This is a genomic window from Duganella sp. OV510 (genome assembly GCF_900100205.1).
GTDB lineage: Bacteria > Pseudomonadota > Gammaproteobacteria > Burkholderiales > Burkholderiaceae_D > Rugamonas.
In genome coordinates, this window is record NZ_FNEQ01000005.1 from 125,239 (window position 1) to 142,065 (window position 16,827).

Below are 16,827 nucleotides of genomic sequence, written 5' to 3' on the forward strand. Positions count from 1 at the left end.
GCGCGGAGGCTATTTCAAGCTGCTGGCGCGGCCTGGGTTTCCAGCCGGTCGGCCGCCGGCGGATCGATGGCGCGGATCGCCTCGATCAGCGTCGCCACCTCCGTGCCGCAAGCGAACACCAGCACATCCCCAGGCTGGCAAGCCCGATACGCCGCCTGCACCGCCTCAGCGTCTCCCTCATAGCTACGGACTGCCGCCCCACCATCCGCACGCGCACCGGCGCTGATTAATTCAGCCGCCTCGCCATGGCGGCGATTCCGGCTTTGTGACTCATACACAAACAATTCGTCAAAGTGCGCCGCGCAGATAGCACCCGTGCGAGTCAGGTCTTCGTCACGGCGATCGCCGGGCGAAGTCACCACTGCCAGCACGCGCCCAGGCGCCTGGCCGGTTGCCTTGCTTTGTCCCTGCCCTTGCGCCAGGCCGCGCGCCAGCGTCGCCAGCGCCGCATAAGCCGCCGGGTTATGCGCATAGTCCAGCAGAATACGGATGCTCCCCAGCTCAAACACATTGGAACGCAAAGGATTGGTGGCCGCATCCGACTCGAAGCTGGACAAGCCGGCGCTGATCTGCGCCACGCTGAAGCCGCAGGCCATCAATGCCGCTGCCGCCGCCATGCTATTGGCGATGTTGTAGCGCGCCAGGCCGCCGCAGGTGGCGGGAATGTGCGTGGCCGGCATCAGGCGCTGACGTACCTGCCGCTGGCTCAGCATGATGATGTCATTGTCCAGCCATATCGCATCGCCGCCCTGCTGCAAATGCGTTTGCAGCACCGGGTTATCGGTCTTCATGGAGAAGTACACGACCCGCGCGTCCGGCGCCAGGCGCGCACGCGCCGCCACGCAATGGCCATCGTCGGCATTCAGTACCGCCACGGCAGCCGCCTGCACCACCAGCGACTTCACGCGCGCCAACTGCTCCACCGTCTCCACGCCGTCCAGTCCCAGATGATCGTCCGACACGTTCAACATAACGCCCACGCTGCAACGGTCATATGCCAGGCCGCGCTTGAGCAGCCCGCCACGCGCCGTTTCCAGCACCGCAAACTCGGTCTCCGGCGAAGCCAGCACGCTGCGGTGCGACCAGTAGCCGGTGCAATCGCCGCCGGCATACACCTCACCGTCAAGCGAAATGCCCTGCGTGCTGGCGCAGCCGGTACGGTAGCCCGCCAGCTGGACGGCATGCGCGATCATCAGCGTGGTGGTGGTCTTGCCATTGGTGCCGGTGATGCCGATGACCGGAATCCGGCCCTGCTGCGGCTCCGCATGCAACTGCCGCAACAGCATGCGCTGCTCATCGCTCGGCGGCACGGCGGCGCGTATGTCATCCACCTGCGGGCCGCGCCGGCCCGGCAGCACATCCACCTGAGCATGCGCCAGGCCCAGCGTGGCGGCGGCGCGTTCGCACATCTGGCGCACTTCCGCATCCTCATGCTGCGCCCGGCCGTCCAGCACCTGCACCCGCAGTCGTTCGCCGGGCCTGCGCTGAGGATTGTGAAAGTCTTCGGCCGGCACGCGCACCTGCGCCTCGATCAGCAAGGAACGCATCAACTGCCGCTCGCGCAGCAAGGTGGCGCTCAACAGACGATTATCGTCGTCCGCATCGGCCAGATAACGCCACTGGCGCTTGCCCCAGCCCAGCCGGATCAAGCCCCCATGCTCGCTGATGCGCTGCACCGGAATGCCGATGGCGGTAGCCTCGCGCAACACCGCCAGCGCAGCGGGCGGCAGTTGCATCGATTCCGCCAGCGTGCGCACGGTGCGCACAGCAGCGCCGATGTCGGGTTGCTCGCCACGCTCGGTAGCGGAGATCAGATCGACCGCAGCAGTCAGTGCGGCTTGCGCCACGTGTTCGACCGCATACTGCACCACCACGCGCCATTGATCGGGCTCGCCGGCCACCGGCTCGGCATGCATGAACTCCACCGGCTCACCACAGGCGTGTTGCAGGAAGCGCGTGGTGTAGGCAGCTTGTGGTCCGGCTTCCGGAAATGAAGATTCCACCACCGCCACGATGCACGGCAATGGACAATACAAATTGGCGCCGCGTAGCAGGCGCTGTTGCAGGATGCGCATGGTCATGCATCCCTGCTGGCGACCAGCCACACGGCGGCGATACGGTCCGCGCCCGCATAAGCAGGCGTCTCCAGTTCTTCGCCAAAGACATCGGGATCGATTTCCTCGTAGGTCCAGCGCAGGCCTGCCTCGTCCAGCAGCGCGGTGGCATGACGGAAGAAAGGATCGTCACCGTCTGTCACGGCGACACCGGTGTACAGCCATAGCGCGCCGCCGCTGGCCAGCCGGTTGATGGCCGCCTGCACGATCTGCAGCGACAGGCCGGCGCCCAGCTCACCGCCACCATGGCGATACGCACGCTCAGTCGCATCCAGCAGGTAGGGCGGATTGGCGACGATCAGGTCGAACACGCCATCCAGCTGGTTAAGCAGATTACTGTGGTGGACGGCGGCATTGTTCACGCCGGCCAGGCGGATATTGATGTCGGCCAGCGCCAGCGCGCGGTCGTTGATGTCCACCGCCAGCACGTCGGATTGCGGGAAGCGTCGCGCCAGCGTGATGGCGGCGACGCCGCTGCCACAGCCGATATCGACGATGCGGCGCACAGGATCGCGCGCCGGTACTGGCGTCTGCTCCATCGCACGCACGAAGCGCGCAGTGTCCGGGCCGAAGAATACCGCATCCGCCTGGGTGGTTGGATAAGCCGAATGGAACAGCCATTCACCGGCCAGCGTCGACACGCGCACCGTGCTGCGCAGCAGTCCGTCGTGTTCCGCCACCACGTCGGCAGCGCGCATGCAGGCCAGCAGTTCAGCATCCACCGCATCGGCGGTGAATGGCCTGCTCCAGCCGAAGATGTCACGCAGGCTGGCCATCTGTGGCGCGACCGGGCGTGCCAGCACGCGTGCCTGCGTGGCGGGCGTCACCGTGGTGAATTGATATTTGCGCGCGCGCAGCGCGCCGCCCAGCGCCAGCAACGCCTGTTGCTGAATTGGCTGTAGAGTGGGAATGTCATGCGTGGTCACAAAAGCTCCTGTAAAGCACCATACTGACGCACAAGCGTTATCGCCTGAGTGCGCTGGCGCACATAGCGGAGTAAAAGTCAGCGCTGCGGACAGCGACGCTGATGCTATGGCGCTCAGAGCGCCTTCAGGGTGCGGATCAGGTCACTCAGCCGGTACGGCTTGGCGATCAGTTCGAAGTTGCCGACGTCCGGCATTTGCTCGCGCAGCGCGGTCTGCACGTAACCGGAAGCCAGCACCACTTTCAGGTGCGGGAAATCCTGCAATGCCGTCTTGCCCAGCTGGACGCCACTCATGCCCGGCATGACCACATCGCTGAACAGGATGGCGACATCGGGATTCAGACGCAGCGTCTCCAGCGCCTGCGGGCCGTTGTCGGCCGCCAGCACTTCGTAACCGAGGTGGCTGAACAGGCTGATGGCGGTTTCCAGCACATCCGGCTGATCATCCACCAGCAGCACTTTCTCGGCACGCGGTGGGCCACTCTCCTCGCCGGCGCCCTGATTGCTCACCGCCGGGAAGTACAGCGACACAGTCGTGCCCTCGCCGACGCGCGAATCCAGCGTCAGCGTACCCTGGCACTGCTGCATCAGCCCATACACCTGGCTCAATCCAAGGCCGGTGCCCTTGCCGATTTCCTTGGTGGTGAAAAAGGGTTCGATAGCGCGCGCCATGGTTTCCGGCGTCATGCCGCTGCCGCTGTCCTTGACTAGCACACGCACGTAGCGGCCCGCCGGCAAGCGGTCCACTTCATTATCCGCCAGCGTGACGGCCGACAGGTCGAGCTGCACGTCGCCCTTGCCATCCATCGCATCGCGGGCGTTGACCATGAGGTTGAGCAGCGCCGATTCAAACTGGGTCGGGTCGAGCATCGCTTGCGGCAGCTCGGCGTCGAGATGCAGGTGCAAGCGCATGGCGTCCGGCAGCGCGCGCCGCAACACCGCTTCAAAGGAGCGGATCACGCGGCCAGCGTCGTGCGGCTCCTGGCGCAAGGGTTGCTGGCGGGCGAAGGCCAACAATTGCTGCGTCAGCGAGGCACCACGCTGGGCCGCGCGCGACATGGTATCGATGGACTTGGTGACGATGGCGGGATCGCGCGACATGCGCATCAGTTCCAGCCCGTTCATGATGACGTTCAGCAGATTATTGAAGTCGTGCGCGATGCCGCCGGTCAGCTTGCCGATGGCTTCCAGCTTCTGCGACTGGAACAGCTGTTCGCGCGCGCGCTCCAGCTGCTCGGCGGCGACACGGCGCTCGGTGATGTCGCGCGTGATCTTGGCGAAGCCCAGCAGCTCGCCTTCCGGATTGACGATCGGATCGATCACCACGCTGGCCCAGAAGCGGCTGCCGTCCTTGCGCACGCGCCAGCCCTCATCTTCGAACTTGCCGGTGGTGCGCGCCACCTCCAGCGCATGCGCCGGGCGGCCACCGGCGCGGTCCTCGTCCGTGTAAAACATGGAGAAGTGCTGGCCGATGATCTCGTCAGGATGATAGCCCTTGAAACGCTGGGCGCCAGCGTTCCACGTCACCACCACGCCCTGCGGCGACAACATGTAGATCGCATAGTCGGTCACGCCCATGATGAACTGGCGGAACCGCTCTGCTTCAATCGCGTCTACACTAGGCTGCATAGTAATCCTCTTGGCTCTTTTGCGTGAATTTTACTTGAGAGCAAAGGAAAACTGGTGAACTGTGCGCACCCCGCCCTCGTCCAGGACAAAACGCGCACGCTGTACGGCTTAGTTGCCTTATTTGCCGATTACCTTGACCGCTGCCGAGCCGCCGCCAGACAGCTTGCCGGCAGCATCGTCCCATTTCAGGACGGTGACGGTCGACTTGCCTTTTTCGTAGTCGTAGCTGACGCCATCGTCGTCGTACAGGCGGAATTCACCGCTCTTGCCCGGATAGACGTTGATGCTGGCGATCGCCTGTCTGGTCGCGGTCGACTGGATCTCGGCGCCCACCGGCACGATCGAGCCGGCCTTGACGAACACCGGAATCTGGTCGATCGGTGCGGCCACCTTGACCCAGCGGCCGCCGGACAGCTTCTCGTTGGTCCAGTAGTTATACCAGTCGGCGCCGGCGGGCAGGTAGACATCCTTCGAGGTCTGGCCCTGCTCCGTCACTGGCGCCACCAGGAAGGCCGGGCCGAACATATACTGCGTGCCGATGTTGGCCACATTCGGATCGCTGGCGAAGTCCATCCACAGCGGCCGCATGAACGGCGCGCCGGTATCGTGCGTGTACTTGGCCTGCGAGTAGATGTAAGGGATCAGTTCATAACGCAGCTTGTTAAAGCGCGCCATCACCGCCTCCGCCTGTTTGCCGAAGGACCAGATCTCACCCTCCTTGCGGTCGCCGTGCAGGCGCAAGGTCGGCAGGAAGGTGCCGTATTGGAACCAGCGCGTCATCAGTTCCGGATAGTCGCGGTAGTTGCCGACCACGTTGACCGCGTCCGACGGATCGAGCAGCGGATTTTGCACGTCCGACTGCACCTGCGTCAGCTTCTGCCAGCCGCCGATGTCATTGCCCCAGTAGGCGATGCCGGAGGCTGTCATGTTCAGGCCAGTCGGCACCTGGCGCGCAAAGGCTTCCCAGGTCGGCTTGATGTCGGAGGACCAGAACAGCGCACCGCTGCGCTGCGAACCGAGATAAGCGGCGCGCGACAGGATCAGCACGCGTTTGTTCGGCTTCCACGCGCGCAGATTCTCGGCCACGCCTTCGACGTGCAGCAGCGGGAACAGGTTGTGGTAACGGTCGCCCGAGCCGATCGAATAGAAGAAGCCACTCGGCACCAGGTCCGGCTCGGTCTCGTCCAGCCATGGGTAATCGAAGCCTTGCGACAGGATGTTGTCGCGCGCCTTCTCCCAGAACCACTTGCGCGCCGCCGGGTTGGTGGCGTCGATCAGGCCACCAGTGCGGTCGGAGCGGAACGGCAGACCGTCGACGGTCTTGCCTTCCTTGTCCTTCAGCAGATAGCCTTTGCTATCCAGTTCATTGAAATAGCGGCCCGATGTTTCATAGCGCGGCCAGATCGAGATGATGGACTCCATGCCCATGTCGTGCAGCTGCTTGTTCATGCCCTTCGGATCGGGGAACTGCGCCGGGTCGATATCCATCTGGCCCATGCGGGTCCAGTAGAACCAGTCCAGCACCATGATATCCAGCGGGTACTTCTTCTCGCGGTAGGTCTTCGCCACGCGCATCAGCTCCTGCTGGCTGTCGTAGCGGGCTTTCGACTGGATCAGGCCGAAGGCGGACTTCGGCGGGATCGGCGTCTTGCCGGTGACGCGTGCGTAGCCCGAGTAGATCTCTTCCGGTGTCGAACCGGTGATGATGAAGAAGCTGACACGTTCGCCCACATTCGACTGGAAACCGGTGCGGCCATTCACGCCGGCGACAAAGCGCGTGGCGGATGGATTATCCCAGACGATGCCATAGCCCTTGGACGACACCATGAACGGCACGCAGACGCTTTCGCCGGCCGGCGCATCGTACCAGTGCTTGCAATCGAGGACGCGGCCGCGCAGGTCCAGCGGACCAAGCGACTCCTGGTTTTGCCCCATGCCATAGTAGTGCTCATCGCGCGCCACCGAGAACGAAGCGCCGACCTGGAAAGTCTTCTCGGTGTTGACCGTCTGTGGCGACATTTCCCAGCCGGTCAGGCTGACCACCTGATCGCCTTTGGCGTTCAGCACTTGCAGGCCGACCGGCGCCAGCGACGGCGCGAAGTATTTCTGGCCCTGGGTCGGCACGCTTGGCGCCGGCGCCGGGTTCACCCGCACCGTCATGGCGCTGGACGCGAACACGTCGCCTTCCTTGCCGCCGCTGTGGCGGAAAGCCTTGTTGTCGGCGTTCTTCGGCAGGATGCCGTAGCCTGGGCCTTTCAGCACCTCGTCCTTGTCGACGGCGATGGTGACGTGGACCACGTTCGGGCCATAGGCCTCGATCGACACAAAAGCGCCGTCGCGGTCCAGCGTGGCGATGGGTGCAGCAAAAGCGGAAGTGGAAATCGCAAAAATCGATGCGAGCGCGGTACATACCGGCGTGTGTGCGAGCTGTCTCATATGCCTCTCTTGAAATGGAGATGTGCCTGCATTGTGCTTCTTCATTTTCAACAAAGCAATTATGAAAATCACCAAATTGGACTATGTTATGTCGTCATCAACTCTCTCCTGGCCTGGCCGATCACCTGCCGCGCGCCGCTGACCGCCAATCCACCCATCACCAGCGCCACCGCCAGGTCCGGCCAGGCGCTGCCGGCGCCAAACACGCCCAGCGCCGCCAGCATCACCGCCACATTGCCAATGGCGTCATTGCGGGTGCACAGCCACACCGAGCGCATATTGGCGTCGCCGTCGCGATAGGCGTACAGCAGCAGCGCGACGCCGCCGTTGACCAGCAATGCCAGGAAGCCGATCGTCCCCATCACCAGCGGCTGCGGCGTACTGCCTGTGGCCAGGTCCCACGCCACTTTGGCCAGCACGAAAGCGCCATAGGCCGCCATGGTCCAGCCCTTGATCAGCGCCACGCGGGCACGCGCCGACGCGGCGGCCGCCAGCACCATCAGCGACAGTGCGTAATTGCCGGCGTCACCAAGGAAATCGACGGCGTCGGCCAGCAGCGAGGCCGAGTCGCCACCCAGGCCGCCGGCCAGCTCGACGAAGAACATCAGCGCGTTCAATACCAGGGCGATCCACAAGATACGGCGGTAGCGGCGATCGACCGCCGGCTTGGGCGGTGCACAACAGCATCCAGACATAAGCCCTCCTTTACGATATAGTCGCATTACAAACCCTGAAGTAACTACAAGGTCAAGCGATGAAAATCGGAGAACTGGCCGGCCACACCGGCTACACCGTCGAAGCGATACGCCACTATGAACGCGCCGGCCTGCTGCCCAAGCCCGCGCGCACCGCCAGCAACTACCGGCACTACGGGCCGCCGCACCTCGAACGGCTGCAATTCATCCGCCATTGCCGCTCGCTGGACATGGCGCTGGATGAGATCCGCACCCTGCTTGCGGTGCGCGACGCCCCGGACCAAAGCTGCGGCGCGGTCAACGCCATGCTGGACCAGCATATCGCCCAGGTCGGGCAGCGCATTGCCGGGTTGCTTGCGCTGGAACAGCAACTGAAAGACATCCGCAGCCTGTGCGGCCAGGACCTGGCGGCGCGCGATTGCGCCATCCTGAATTGCCTCGGAACTATTTCCATCCGGCAAGCGTAATCCGGCAGCGGTGTGATGCAACGAACAGAATGCCAGAGGCTGGCGGCCTAGCATGGGGCACTATCCGCCACATTGAATAGGAGTACAGTTTGATTATTCAACGCTTTCTGGCGCAGTTCAACGAAGTCGACTTCGACGAGCTGCTCGTCGCCGGCGGTGTCGCCGCCCTCACCTTCTGCGCCATCTACGGCATGCTGCGGCTGCTGCGCAAGCGCCTGTGCCGCCACGACGACGTCGGCCGCACCGAACGCCCGGTCGCCCAGCTACTCAAAGAGACGCTCAACCGCACCAGCATCCTGGCCATCCTGGCCGTTTCCGTGCTGGTCGGCCTGAAGACGCTCGAACTGCCGCCGCTGTGGGAAGCACGTCTGGGCCATCTGTGGTTCATCGTGCTGGGCTTCCAGCTGGTGCTGTACTTCGACCGCGCCGCCACGCTGGGCGCGCGGCGCTACTTCCGCAACCATGCGGAGAATCCAGATTCGCCCACCACCGTGGCCAACACGCTGATGGTCTGGGCGCTGAAGACCACCATCTGGGTGATCTTTTTGCTGGCGGCCTTGTCCAACCTGGGTATCAACGTGACCGCGCTGGTGGCCAGCCTGGGGATCGGCGGTATCGCGGTGGCGCTGGCGGTGCAGAATGTGCTGGGTGACCTGTTCGCCTCGCTGTCGATCGCGGTCGACAAGCCGTTTGAAGTGGGCGATTCGATTGCGATCACCAATGTCTCCGGCACGGTGGAGCATGTGGGGCTGAAGACCACACGCATCCGTTCGGACAGTGGTGAACAGATCATCATCGGCAATTCCGAGCTGCTGAAGAACGTGGTGCGCAATTACAAGCGCATGCAGACGCGCCGTGTGCAGCTCTCGCTACGCATCAACCCCTCGACGCCGCCCGAACTGGCGGCCAAAGTGCCGGACGCGCTGAAAGCAGTGATCGAGCGTCAGCCGGATGTGCGTGCCGACCGCGTGCACCTCAAGTCAGTGACCCAGGATGCGCTGGAATTCGAGCTGGTGTTCTATGTGCTCGATTCCGCCTACGTCAAATACATGAACATCCAGCAGGCGGTGCTGCTGGGCGCACTCGAAGTGTTTGCAGAACTGGGCGTGGACGCCAATGCACCAACCCGCCGTCTGCTTTTCGAACAGGGCAGCGAAGCGGCCAACGAGGCGGCGCAACCAGAGCGCCGCCTGCGTAGCCATTAAGGCTTGAGCTTCTCGTCCTCCGCCTGGGCTTCCTGCATCGCCTGCGGTTCCAGTTCTTCGGCGGAGCGATTCAGGTGGATGAAAATCCCCCAGGCGGCCAGCAGTACACCGACGCTGCCGACCAGCGCGGCGACGTACAGCAGTTCGCTGGCGTCGTCGTGCACGGCGCGGAACGTGGCGACCAGGCCTTCAATCGCCAGCGCCACGACCACCACCACGAAGAAGCGCGACAGGAAGCGGCGCACCCGTGTTGGTGCGCTGATGTCGGCGTCGCGCACCACTTCTTCCTCGATGATGGTTTCGGCAATCTGCAAGGCCACCACGGCGGCGGCCAGGATGCCGATCGCCTCGATCACTTCCTGTGCGGCGGCCAGACCGCTATCGGCTTGCAGCGCATGCCAACCCAATTGCGCGCCAACGACGATCAGAAAGATGGCGCCGGCCGTGAATAAAAAGGCGATGGTTGCGTGTACCACGCCAAACGCCAGCATCAGTTTTTTCATTGTTGATACCCTCCTATTGATGACGGCTGATTGTAGGGCGCACGTCCGGCGCCGATTGTGCGCCAGCGAACAGTAAAAATTTTTACAATCGCGAAGTTATCAAATTATTAATGATCATCTGCTGGCGTACGCCGACATGCCGATTAGCCCGATTTGCCGTCCACGCGGACACGCGTCAGGTAAGGCACATAGACGATGGCATAGGTGATGAAGGCCGCTGCCCACAGTCCGGCGCTGGCCATCAGCACCACGCCTTGTGTGGTATCGAAGCCCAGTGCCGACGCCACGCGGGCCACGGCACTCAACTGGATCATGGTGAACATCGCGCGTTCAGCCGGACCGGCTTTCAGCGGACGGCCGGTGTGACCCAGCGTGGTGCGGGTCATCATGCCAAGGATCAGGCCAGCCATCGAGCCGACCGTCAGCGCGTGGAAGCCGGCGCTGGCGCTCACCAGTCCCCAGCGCGACAGCACCAGCAGCACAAAGCCGGCGGCGATCCATGCATACGACAGGTGCATGATCCACAGCAGCGGCACCGCGAAGGTGCGCAAGGCCTGCCAGCGATACAGCCGCACCAGCACCAGTGTCGCGGCAGCCAGCGCCACCGGCGCAAACAGCCATTTTGGCGCTTGCGCCACCCAGCATAGCGCCGACAAGGCCAGCAGGCCAAGCGAGGCCTTGTCCACCTTCGGCTGCACCAGCGGCGTGGCGCCAGGCGCGCCGTTACGCGTGAACATCGGGATGATGCGCGTGCCGATGGCCGCTTCCATCATCACGATGACCAGGATCGCCGCCTCCACCGGTGCGGCCGGCGCTACCGCCAGCCAGCCCAGCGCAATCGCATGGAATACCGCGTTGGCAATCGCCATCAGGACCAGCAGGCCGACCAGGAAGTAGTTGCGCTTGTTGTTCGCCTTCTGCATCACACGGAACAGCGGCCAGGCGGCAAACGGCAGGAACAGCCAGTCGATGGCGGCGGCGGCCAGCGGTGGCGCGACCAGCATCGCCACACGGCCGGCCAGCCACAAGGCCACCAGTGCGGCGAGGTGCCCGCGCACCGGCGTCCAGAAGCCGGTCCAGTTGTAGCCGGCGGTGTAAAGGAAGCCCACTACCACGGCCGCCGCCATGCCGAACACCATCTCGTGAATGTGCCACATATAGCCAACATTCAGACCTTGTGGAAGCCAGCCAAAATATTGCAGCATCCACAGCGGAATCGCCAGCGCGGCGAAAATGGCGGCCACCATGTAGAACGGACGGAAACCCAGGCGCCATAAAGGATGGCCGGCTTTTGCGGTCGCTGGTTCGTCGATGCGTAGCAGTGTCATGATTCGTTTCCTTTGAAAGTACACCCGTATTTTCTGCGCTGCGCGCGCACGAGTGAAGAGGCACGCCCGATATTCATAACCTGGATCAAGAAACTCGCAATTGCCTATCGTGGCGGTGCGCTGGCTGCGCTAGGCTATGACTGTTGCGACATTATTTTGAAAGGACTGTCATGCAAACCGCTGTACTGAATATCGATGGCATGAATGGCGAAGCTTGCGCCGATAAAATCACCGAACTGCTGCGCAGCATGGATGGCGTCAGCGACGTTCGCGTCTCGCTGCTGGACGGTCTGGCCAGCGTGCAGCTGGACGAATCGCGCGTTTCGCCACGCATGCTGACCATGGGCCTGGCCGCCGCCGGCTACCCTGCCGCGCCGCGCGCCGAACAAGCGGGCGGTTGCTGCGGTGGCTGCTGCGGCGGTGGTGGTAACTAAGATCTGATACGCGACGCCCTAGGCGCCGTTCTGCCTGCGGTGTTCAACCGCATACACAGCCGCTTGTACGCGGCTGCTTAGTTTCAGCTTCTTCAATACGCTCTGCACGTGGATCTTCACCGTGCTTTCCGCCAGGTCCAGGATGCGGGCGATGCCCTTGTTGCTCTCGCCACGCGCCAGGCAATCGAGGATTTCACGTTCACGCGGCGTCAGCTTGTCCAGTTCGGAGGCGGCCGGGGGCATACTGGCGCTTTGCAACTGCGCCACCAGCTTGGCCGTCATCGCTTCCGCCACCACGGTTTCGCCGGCGGCGGCGCGGCGGATGGCGCGCGTCAGGTAGTCGGTGTCGATATTTTTCAGCAGGTAGCCGCTGGCGCCAGCCTTCAGCGCTGTGCTCAGGTCTTCGGCGTCTTCCGATACGGTCAGCATCACGATCGCGCTTTCCGGGCTGTCCTGGCGCATCAGTTGCAGCGTCTCGACGCCGGACATGCCTGGCATGTTCAGGTCCAGCAGGATCACCTGCGGTTTCAGTTGCTGCGCGCGTTTCACGCCCTCGAAGCCGTCGGCAGCCTCGCCCACCACGGTAAATTCCGGATTGCGCTGCAACAGCGAGCGTATGCCGCTGCGAAACAGCGTGTGATCGTCGACCAGCAGGACGGTGATAGTGTCTTCCATATTTTTCCTTATCTATGCAGCACGGCGTTGTGCGCGCGGCAGGTGCAGCACCACCTCGGTGCCCTCGCCCTGCTGCGACTTCAGCTCCAGCTGCGCGTCGATGCGTTGTGCACGCTCGCGCATGATGTTGATGCCGACGTGTGCATCGCCCAGCGTTTGCAGCTTCTGCACGTCGAAGCCGTGGCCATTATCCTTGACGCTCAGCGTGAAATCCTGCTCGTCCGCCAGGCGTATCTGCACGCGGCTGGCCGAGGCGTGCTTGCGTACGTTCGACAGCGCTTCCTGCACGATGAACAGCAGCTGCAACTGGTGTTCGCGCGGGAATGGCGCACCGTCGCTGTCAGCGTCAAAGTCTACCGCGATGCCGCTCTGACGGCGGAACTTGTCGATCACCGTCTCCAGCGACGACACCAGCGTTCCCTCCTGCAGGCGGGTGCGGAAATTGTGCAGCAGCTCGCGCACATCCTGATAGCTTTCGTCGACACCGGCGCGCAGCATCGGCACGATGCTCTCCACCTCATCGATGCGCTGCTGCTTGAGCGACTGCTCCAGCATCTGCACCTGAAGGTTAAGGAAGTTGAGGCCTTGCGCAATACTGTCGTGCAGCCCTTGCGCCACCAGGTTGCGCTCTTCCGAGATGGCCAGTTCGCGCTCGCGTACTTGCAAGCGCTGGTTCTCGATGGCGGTGCCGAGCAGCTGGCCCAGCGTCTCAAGCAGCGCGGTTTGCGCGACGGTGAACACGGTCGTCTTGCGGAAGTGCAGATTGAAGAAGCCGAGATACTGGCGCTGCGCGAAAATGTGGAAAATCGAAATCGTCGAAAATCCTTCGCGATGGCACTTCAGGTTATGCGTGTCTGCGCGGCGGCGCAGGTCATGGATCACCGCCAGCTTGCTGACCACCGCTTCGCCGCACAGGCAATCACCGACTTTCAGGCAGCGTTCGGATTCCACCAGTTCCGCCGATATGCCGCGATGCACCAGCATGTGGATATTGTTGCGGTTCGGATCCAGCACCCGCACCGAGCCGCCATCAGCGCCGAAGTAATCGCTGATGCGTTGCAGAAAACCGTGGCACATCGCCTCCGCCGATTGCGGCTGCTGCAGGAAGGATGCGCTGTCATACAACAGCGCCAGCTCCTTGTTCTGCTGCTCCAGCTCCGAGGTCTTGGTATGTACGCGTTGCTCAAGGTTGGTATAGGAGTCCTGCAACTTGTCGGCCATCTGGTTGTAGCCGCGTGCCAGCATGCCGAATTCGTCATTGCTGTTGACCGGCAGGCGCACGCTGAAATCCTTCTCGCGCATGCGATCCAGGCCACCCTGCAAGCGCGTCACCGGCACCACGATCATGTCGAACAGCAGGTAGATGATGCTGACCGTGCCGACCAGCGCGAGGCCTAGCAGCGTCAGTTGCGAGGCGCGCAGCCAGAAAGTGCGGTTCTCGCTGTCGCGCTCGATGCGCTGCACCAGGTGGTCGACGCGCAGCACAAAGCGTTCTGCCAGCTGCTGCGCAGCGTAGGAGGCGGAAGCAGGCGTGGTGGCAGGTGCATCCGGTGCCAGCAGACTCTCCACCTGCGGCACCAGTTGCGTGCGCCATTCGCTTTGCACCTCGCTATACACATTGCGGATGGCGGAAGTCGGCGGCAGGAATAGCGGCCGCTGTGGATCGCCATGCTGTAGCAGCAGCAAAGTGCCATTGATGCGCTGTATTTGAGCACGCACGCCCTCCACCGCCCTGGTGTGATCGGAGCCATCGGACAGGCGGCCAGCCAGCATCGCCAGCTTGTAGCTCTCCATGCGCAAGCTGCCGGCAACGTTGATGGCGGCGGCACTGCCTTCCAGCTGCCATGACAGCAGCAGCGTCGAACCGATCACCAGCAGAGCGATGGCCAGAAAACCCAGCAGCAGCCCGACGATGCGTGTCGACAGCTTTTGCCAGCTCGCGAACAGGGTCTGTTTCAAGGGATCTCTCCGTGTTTGTACAGCGCTAGTATACACCGCTGCTCAGCCGCCAGTTTGCGACATGAAGCGGATAATCTTCTCCGGTTGGCGGTTAAAATCGTGTTCCTGCGGCTTGAGTTCTATCGCTGCCCTGATCGCCTGTTCCAGCTCGGCGTCGCTGGCGCCGCCGCGCAGCAAGGGGCGCAGCGGATACTGCTGTTCCTGGCCGAGACACAGGTACAACGTGCCGTCCACCGACAGCCGCACGCGGTTGCAGGTAGCGCAGAAGTGCTGCGACATCGGCGTAATGTAGCCGATGCTGGCCTTGCCATCCGCCGTGGTCCAGTAGCGCGCAGGCCCGCCACCCAGTTCCAGTGCCTGCGGTTTCAGGTTGAACTTCTCGGCCAGGCGCCGCTGCACCGGTGCCAGATTGAGGTAGGAAGTATTCTGCCCCGTCTCGCCCATCGGCATGACTTCGATCAGGCGCAGCATGAATTCCTGCTCGATGCAGAAGGCGGCCATGGCGTCGATTTCAGCGTCGTTCACACCGCGCATCGCCACCATATTGATCTTGACCGGCGCCAGGCCAGCCTCCCTGGCAGCTTGCAGGCCTTGCAGCACGACAGGCAGGCAGTCGCGCCCCGTAATGTTGGCCATGCAGTCGCGGTCCAGCGTATCAAGGCTGACGTTGACGCGGCTGACGCCGGCCGCCTTCAGTGCTTCGGCATGGCGCGCCAGCCGGGTGCCGTTGGTCGACAGCGACAAGTCGCGGATGCCGGGCAGCGACGACAGCCGCGAGGCCAGTTGCGGGATATTGCGGCGGGTCAGTGGCTCGCCGCCGGTCAGCCGCACGCGCGATGTGCCCAGCCGTGCGAAGGCGCCGACCACGCGCTCGATTTCAGCGAAGGTCAGCCAGTCCGGCGGATCTTCGTAGCCCTTGAAGTCCTTGGGCATGCAGTAGGTGCAGCGCAGATCGCAGCGATCTGTCACCGACACCCGCAGATAGTCGATTGATCGACCAAAACGGTCGCTTAACATTATTGCACCAGTGGCGTATCCGCCCCTTCAAGTTCAACGCCTTCGATGTCGGCGCGGCCGACCAGGATGTGCAGGTACTGGTGCAGCGCACGCTGCCACGACTGGCGTCGCAGCTCGTCCGCAATCTGCGCGCGGACGGTGGCAAACGGGATCACCTCCCCCGCCACGCGCCGCTGCGCCTGGACGATGTGCAGGCCGAAGCGCGTTTCCAGCAGGCGTCCGGACAATTCGCCCGGCTGCAAGCGGAACAGCAGTTCGTCGAATTCCGGTACGCACTGGCCACGCGCCAGTTGCCCCAGGCTGCCGCCGACTGCCCCGGATGGACAGTTGGAATACTGGCCGGCCAGTTCGGCGAAGCGCTCTGGCTGCGCCTGCAGCTCGGCCAGGATGGCTTCCGCTGTCTGCCGCAGCAGGTCCAGCGGCGCCGCTGGCGTCACCTGGAACAGGATGTGGCGCGCTTCCACCAGATCGCCGCTGCGGAAGCGGTCGGCCTGGGACAGGTAGTAGCGCAGGCAGGCCTCCTCGTCCGCCTCGGGCACTGTCACCTCACGGGCAAACAGTGCTTCGATGCGGTCATCGTCGCTGTTGCCGGAGATGTCCAGCCGCGCCGCCTCGTCCAGCAGCACGCGGCGCAGCACCACTTCATGCACCGCCTCGCGCAGCGGGTTCTTCGCCTGCTGGTGATGTGCGATTTCCGCTTCGATGGCGCTATCGTTGATATCCACGCCGTTGACTGCGATGCCCATGATGTTCTCCTTAGCGCGAACGCACCAGTTGATAAGCGCGGGCCAGGTAGGTGACCGCACCGAAGCCGCTCCAGATGTGCACCAGGCGGGTGAACGGGAAGATGACAAACAGCGACATGCCCATGAACAGGTGCAGCTTGAAGATCAGCGGCGCACCTTCGATGAAGCCGGCGGCGTCGCCACGGAAGGTAACGATGTGCTGGGCCCAGGTCATCAGCAGCACCATCATGTGACCGTCCATGTGACCGGCCGAGACGAAGATCGACGACAGGCCAAGCAGCAGCGTCGCCAGAATCCACAACAGCACGATCTTGTCCTTGAACGTGGTCTGGGCGCGAACGCGGTCATTGCTGAAGCGGCGCGCCAGCAACATCAGGAGGCCCAGCAGGCACATGGAACCCATGATGCCACCGGCAGTCATCGCCACCAGCTGCTTGACAGTGTGGCTGACACCCAGCGCATCCCACACCCACACAGGCGTCAGCAGGCCGGCAGCGTGGCCGAAGAACAGGCCCAGGATACCGACGTGGAACAGCGGGCTGCCAAGGCGCAGCATGCCGGTGTTAAGCGTCTGGCTGGACTCCGACTTCCAGGTGTACTGCTCGCGGTCGAAGCGTATCAGGCTACCCAGGAAGAAGATCGCCAGTGCGAGGTACGGGTAGATCCCGAACAGGAATTGATTCAGATAGTTCAT

The 16,827-nt window shown here is 63.3% G+C and carries 15 protein-coding genes; 3 read left to right on the forward strand and 12 right to left on the reverse strand.

Annotated elements, in window-relative coordinates; genetic code table 11:
* Nucleotides 1–14: 14 nt before the first annotated feature.
* The 5 genes from BLS51_RS14990 to BLS51_RS15010 all read right to left on the reverse strand — a co-directional run bounded on the left by BLS51_RS14990 (nucleotide 15) and on the right by BLS51_RS15010 (nucleotide 7,799).
* Nucleotides 15–2,081, reverse strand: a complete 2,067-nt coding sequence (locus BLS51_RS14990; RefSeq protein ID WP_090184373.1) for a Mur ligase family protein — start codon at nucleotides 2,079–2,081, stop codon at nucleotides 15–17.
* Nucleotides 2,078–3,040 carry a N5-glutamine methyltransferase family protein gene (locus BLS51_RS14995; RefSeq protein WP_229207591.1) on the reverse strand — a complete coding sequence of 321 codons (963 nt, stop codon included), beginning with the start codon at nucleotides 3,038–3,040 and terminating at the stop codon, nucleotides 2,078–2,080. The genes BLS51_RS14990 and BLS51_RS14995 overlap by 4 nt, the downstream gene beginning before the upstream one ends.
* A 113-nt stretch (nucleotides 3,041–3,153) precedes the next feature.
* A complete protein-coding gene (locus BLS51_RS15000) occupies nucleotides 3,154–4,668 on the reverse strand; it encodes a PAS domain-containing sensor histidine kinase (RefSeq protein WP_090184368.1) in 1,515 nt (504 codons plus the stop codon).
* A gap of 117 nt (nucleotides 4,669–4,785) precedes the next feature.
* Nucleotides 4,786–7,104: a glycoside hydrolase family 31 protein gene (locus BLS51_RS15005; RefSeq protein WP_090184365.1), complete on the reverse strand. Its 2,319-nt coding sequence runs from the start codon at nucleotides 7,102–7,104 to the stop codon at nucleotides 4,786–4,788.
* 86 nt (nucleotides 7,105–7,190) lie between these two features.
* Complete coding sequence (locus BLS51_RS15010) at nucleotides 7,191–7,799, reverse strand: cation efflux transmembrane domain-containing protein (RefSeq protein ID WP_090184362.1); 609 nt, start codon at nucleotides 7,797–7,799, stop codon at nucleotides 7,191–7,193.
* 59 nt (nucleotides 7,800–7,858) lie between these two features.
* Here BLS51_RS15010 and cadR point away from each other — a divergent pair, with 59 nt between their 5' ends.
* Together cadR and BLS51_RS15020 are read left to right on the forward strand one after the other, a co-directional pair.
* Nucleotides 7,859–8,266, forward strand: coding sequence for a Cd(II)/Pb(II)-responsive transcriptional regulator (gene cadR / locus BLS51_RS15015; protein WP_090184360.1), 408 nt, complete (start codon nucleotides 7,859–7,861; stop codon nucleotides 8,264–8,266).
* A gap of 89 nt (nucleotides 8,267–8,355) precedes the next feature.
* Nucleotides 8,356–9,471, forward strand: coding sequence for a mechanosensitive ion channel family protein (locus BLS51_RS15020; protein ID WP_229207590.1), 1,116 nt, complete (start codon nucleotides 8,356–8,358; stop codon nucleotides 9,469–9,471).
* Here the strand turns inward: BLS51_RS15020 and BLS51_RS15025 are convergent.
* Together BLS51_RS15025 and BLS51_RS15030 are read right to left on the reverse strand one after the other, a co-directional pair.
* Nucleotides 9,468–9,974 carry a hypothetical protein gene (locus tag BLS51_RS15025; protein WP_090184358.1) on the reverse strand — a complete coding sequence of 169 codons (507 nt, stop codon included), beginning with the start codon at nucleotides 9,972–9,974 and terminating at the stop codon, nucleotides 9,468–9,470. The two genes, BLS51_RS15020 and BLS51_RS15025, sit on opposite strands and share 4 nt — an antisense overlap.
* Before the next feature lie 143 nt (nucleotides 9,975–10,117).
* Nucleotides 10,118–11,302 (reverse strand): NnrS family protein, encoded by a 1,185-nt coding sequence (locus tag BLS51_RS15030; protein ID WP_090184355.1) that lies wholly within the window; start codon nucleotides 11,300–11,302, stop codon nucleotides 10,118–10,120.
* A gap of 170 nt (nucleotides 11,303–11,472) precedes the next feature.
* On the opposite strand from BLS51_RS15030, the gene BLS51_RS15035 reads away from it, so the two are divergent.
* Nucleotides 11,473–11,736 carry a heavy-metal-associated domain-containing protein gene (locus BLS51_RS15035; RefSeq protein ID WP_090184352.1) on the forward strand — a complete coding sequence of 88 codons (264 nt, stop codon included), beginning with the start codon at nucleotides 11,473–11,475 and terminating at the stop codon, nucleotides 11,734–11,736.
* A gap of 18 nt (nucleotides 11,737–11,754) precedes the next feature.
* Here the strand turns inward: BLS51_RS15035 and narL are convergent, their stop codons facing one another.
* From narL to narI, 5 genes are read right to left on the reverse strand one after another with little or no spacing between them, the layout of a single operon-like run.
* Nucleotides 11,755–12,411 carry a two-component system response regulator NarL gene (gene narL / locus BLS51_RS15040; RefSeq protein WP_090184349.1) on the reverse strand — a complete coding sequence of 219 codons (657 nt, stop codon included), beginning with the start codon at nucleotides 12,409–12,411 and terminating at the stop codon, nucleotides 11,755–11,757.
* A gap of 12 nt (nucleotides 12,412–12,423) precedes the next feature.
* On the reverse strand, nucleotides 12,424–14,370 hold the full coding sequence (locus BLS51_RS15045; protein WP_090184346.1) for a type IV pili methyl-accepting chemotaxis transducer N-terminal domain-containing protein: 1,947 nt from the start codon (nucleotides 14,368–14,370) through the stop codon (nucleotides 12,424–12,426).
* A gap of 42 nt (nucleotides 14,371–14,412) precedes the next feature.
* A complete protein-coding gene (gene moaA / locus BLS51_RS15050) occupies nucleotides 14,413–15,387 on the reverse strand; it encodes a GTP 3',8-cyclase MoaA (protein WP_090184343.1) in 975 nt (324 codons plus the stop codon).
* Nucleotides 15,387–16,133, reverse strand: a complete 747-nt coding sequence (locus BLS51_RS15055; RefSeq protein WP_090184342.1) for a peptidylprolyl isomerase — start codon at nucleotides 16,131–16,133, stop codon at nucleotides 15,387–15,389. Before BLS51_RS15055 ends, moaA begins: the two co-directional genes overlap by 1 nt.
* A 10-nt stretch (nucleotides 16,134–16,143) precedes the next feature.
* Entirely contained in the window at nucleotides 16,144–16,827 is a 684-nt protein-coding gene (gene narI, locus BLS51_RS15060) for a respiratory nitrate reductase subunit gamma (RefSeq protein WP_090184339.1), read from the reverse strand.

Excerpts from the sequence above, each read along its gene's own strand:
- BLS51_RS14990 (WP_090184373.1), bottom strand. The coding sequence starts at position 2,081 with ATGACCATGCGCATCCTGCAACAGCGCCTGCTACGCGGCGCCAATTTG.
- BLS51_RS15000 (WP_090184368.1), bottom strand. The coding sequence starts at position 4,668 with ATGCAGCCTAGTGTAGACGCGATTGAAGCAGAGCGGTTCCGCCAGTTC.
- BLS51_RS15005 (WP_090184365.1), bottom strand. The coding sequence starts at position 7,104 with ATGAGACAGCTCGCACACACGCCGGTATGTACCGCGCTCGCATCGATT.
- BLS51_RS15010 (WP_090184362.1), bottom strand. The coding sequence starts at position 7,799 with ATGTCTGGATGCTGTTGTGCACCGCCCAAGCCGGCGGTCGATCGCCGC.
- cadR (WP_090184360.1), top strand. The coding sequence starts at position 7,859 with ATGAAAATCGGAGAACTGGCCGGCCACACCGGCTACACCGTCGAAGCG.
- BLS51_RS15025 (WP_090184358.1), bottom strand. The coding sequence starts at position 9,974 with ATGAAAAAACTGATGCTGGCGTTTGGCGTGGTACACGCAACCATCGCC.
- BLS51_RS15030 (WP_090184355.1), bottom strand. The coding sequence starts at position 11,302 with ATGACACTGCTACGCATCGACGAACCAGCGACCGCAAAAGCCGGCCAT.
- BLS51_RS15035 (WP_090184352.1), top strand. The coding sequence starts at position 11,473 with ATGCAAACCGCTGTACTGAATATCGATGGCATGAATGGCGAAGCTTGC.
- narL (WP_090184349.1), bottom strand. The coding sequence starts at position 12,411 with ATGGAAGACACTATCACCGTCCTGCTGGTCGACGATCACACGCTGTTT.
- moaA (WP_090184343.1), bottom strand. The coding sequence starts at position 15,387 with ATGTTAAGCGACCGTTTTGGTCGATCAATCGACTATCTGCGGGTGTCG.
- BLS51_RS15055 (WP_090184342.1), bottom strand. The coding sequence starts at position 16,133 with ATGGGCATCGCAGTCAACGGCGTGGATATCAACGATAGCGCCATCGAA.
- narI (WP_090184339.1), bottom strand. The coding sequence starts at position 16,827 with ATGAACTATCTGAATCAATTCCTGTTCGGGATCTACCCGTACCTCGCA.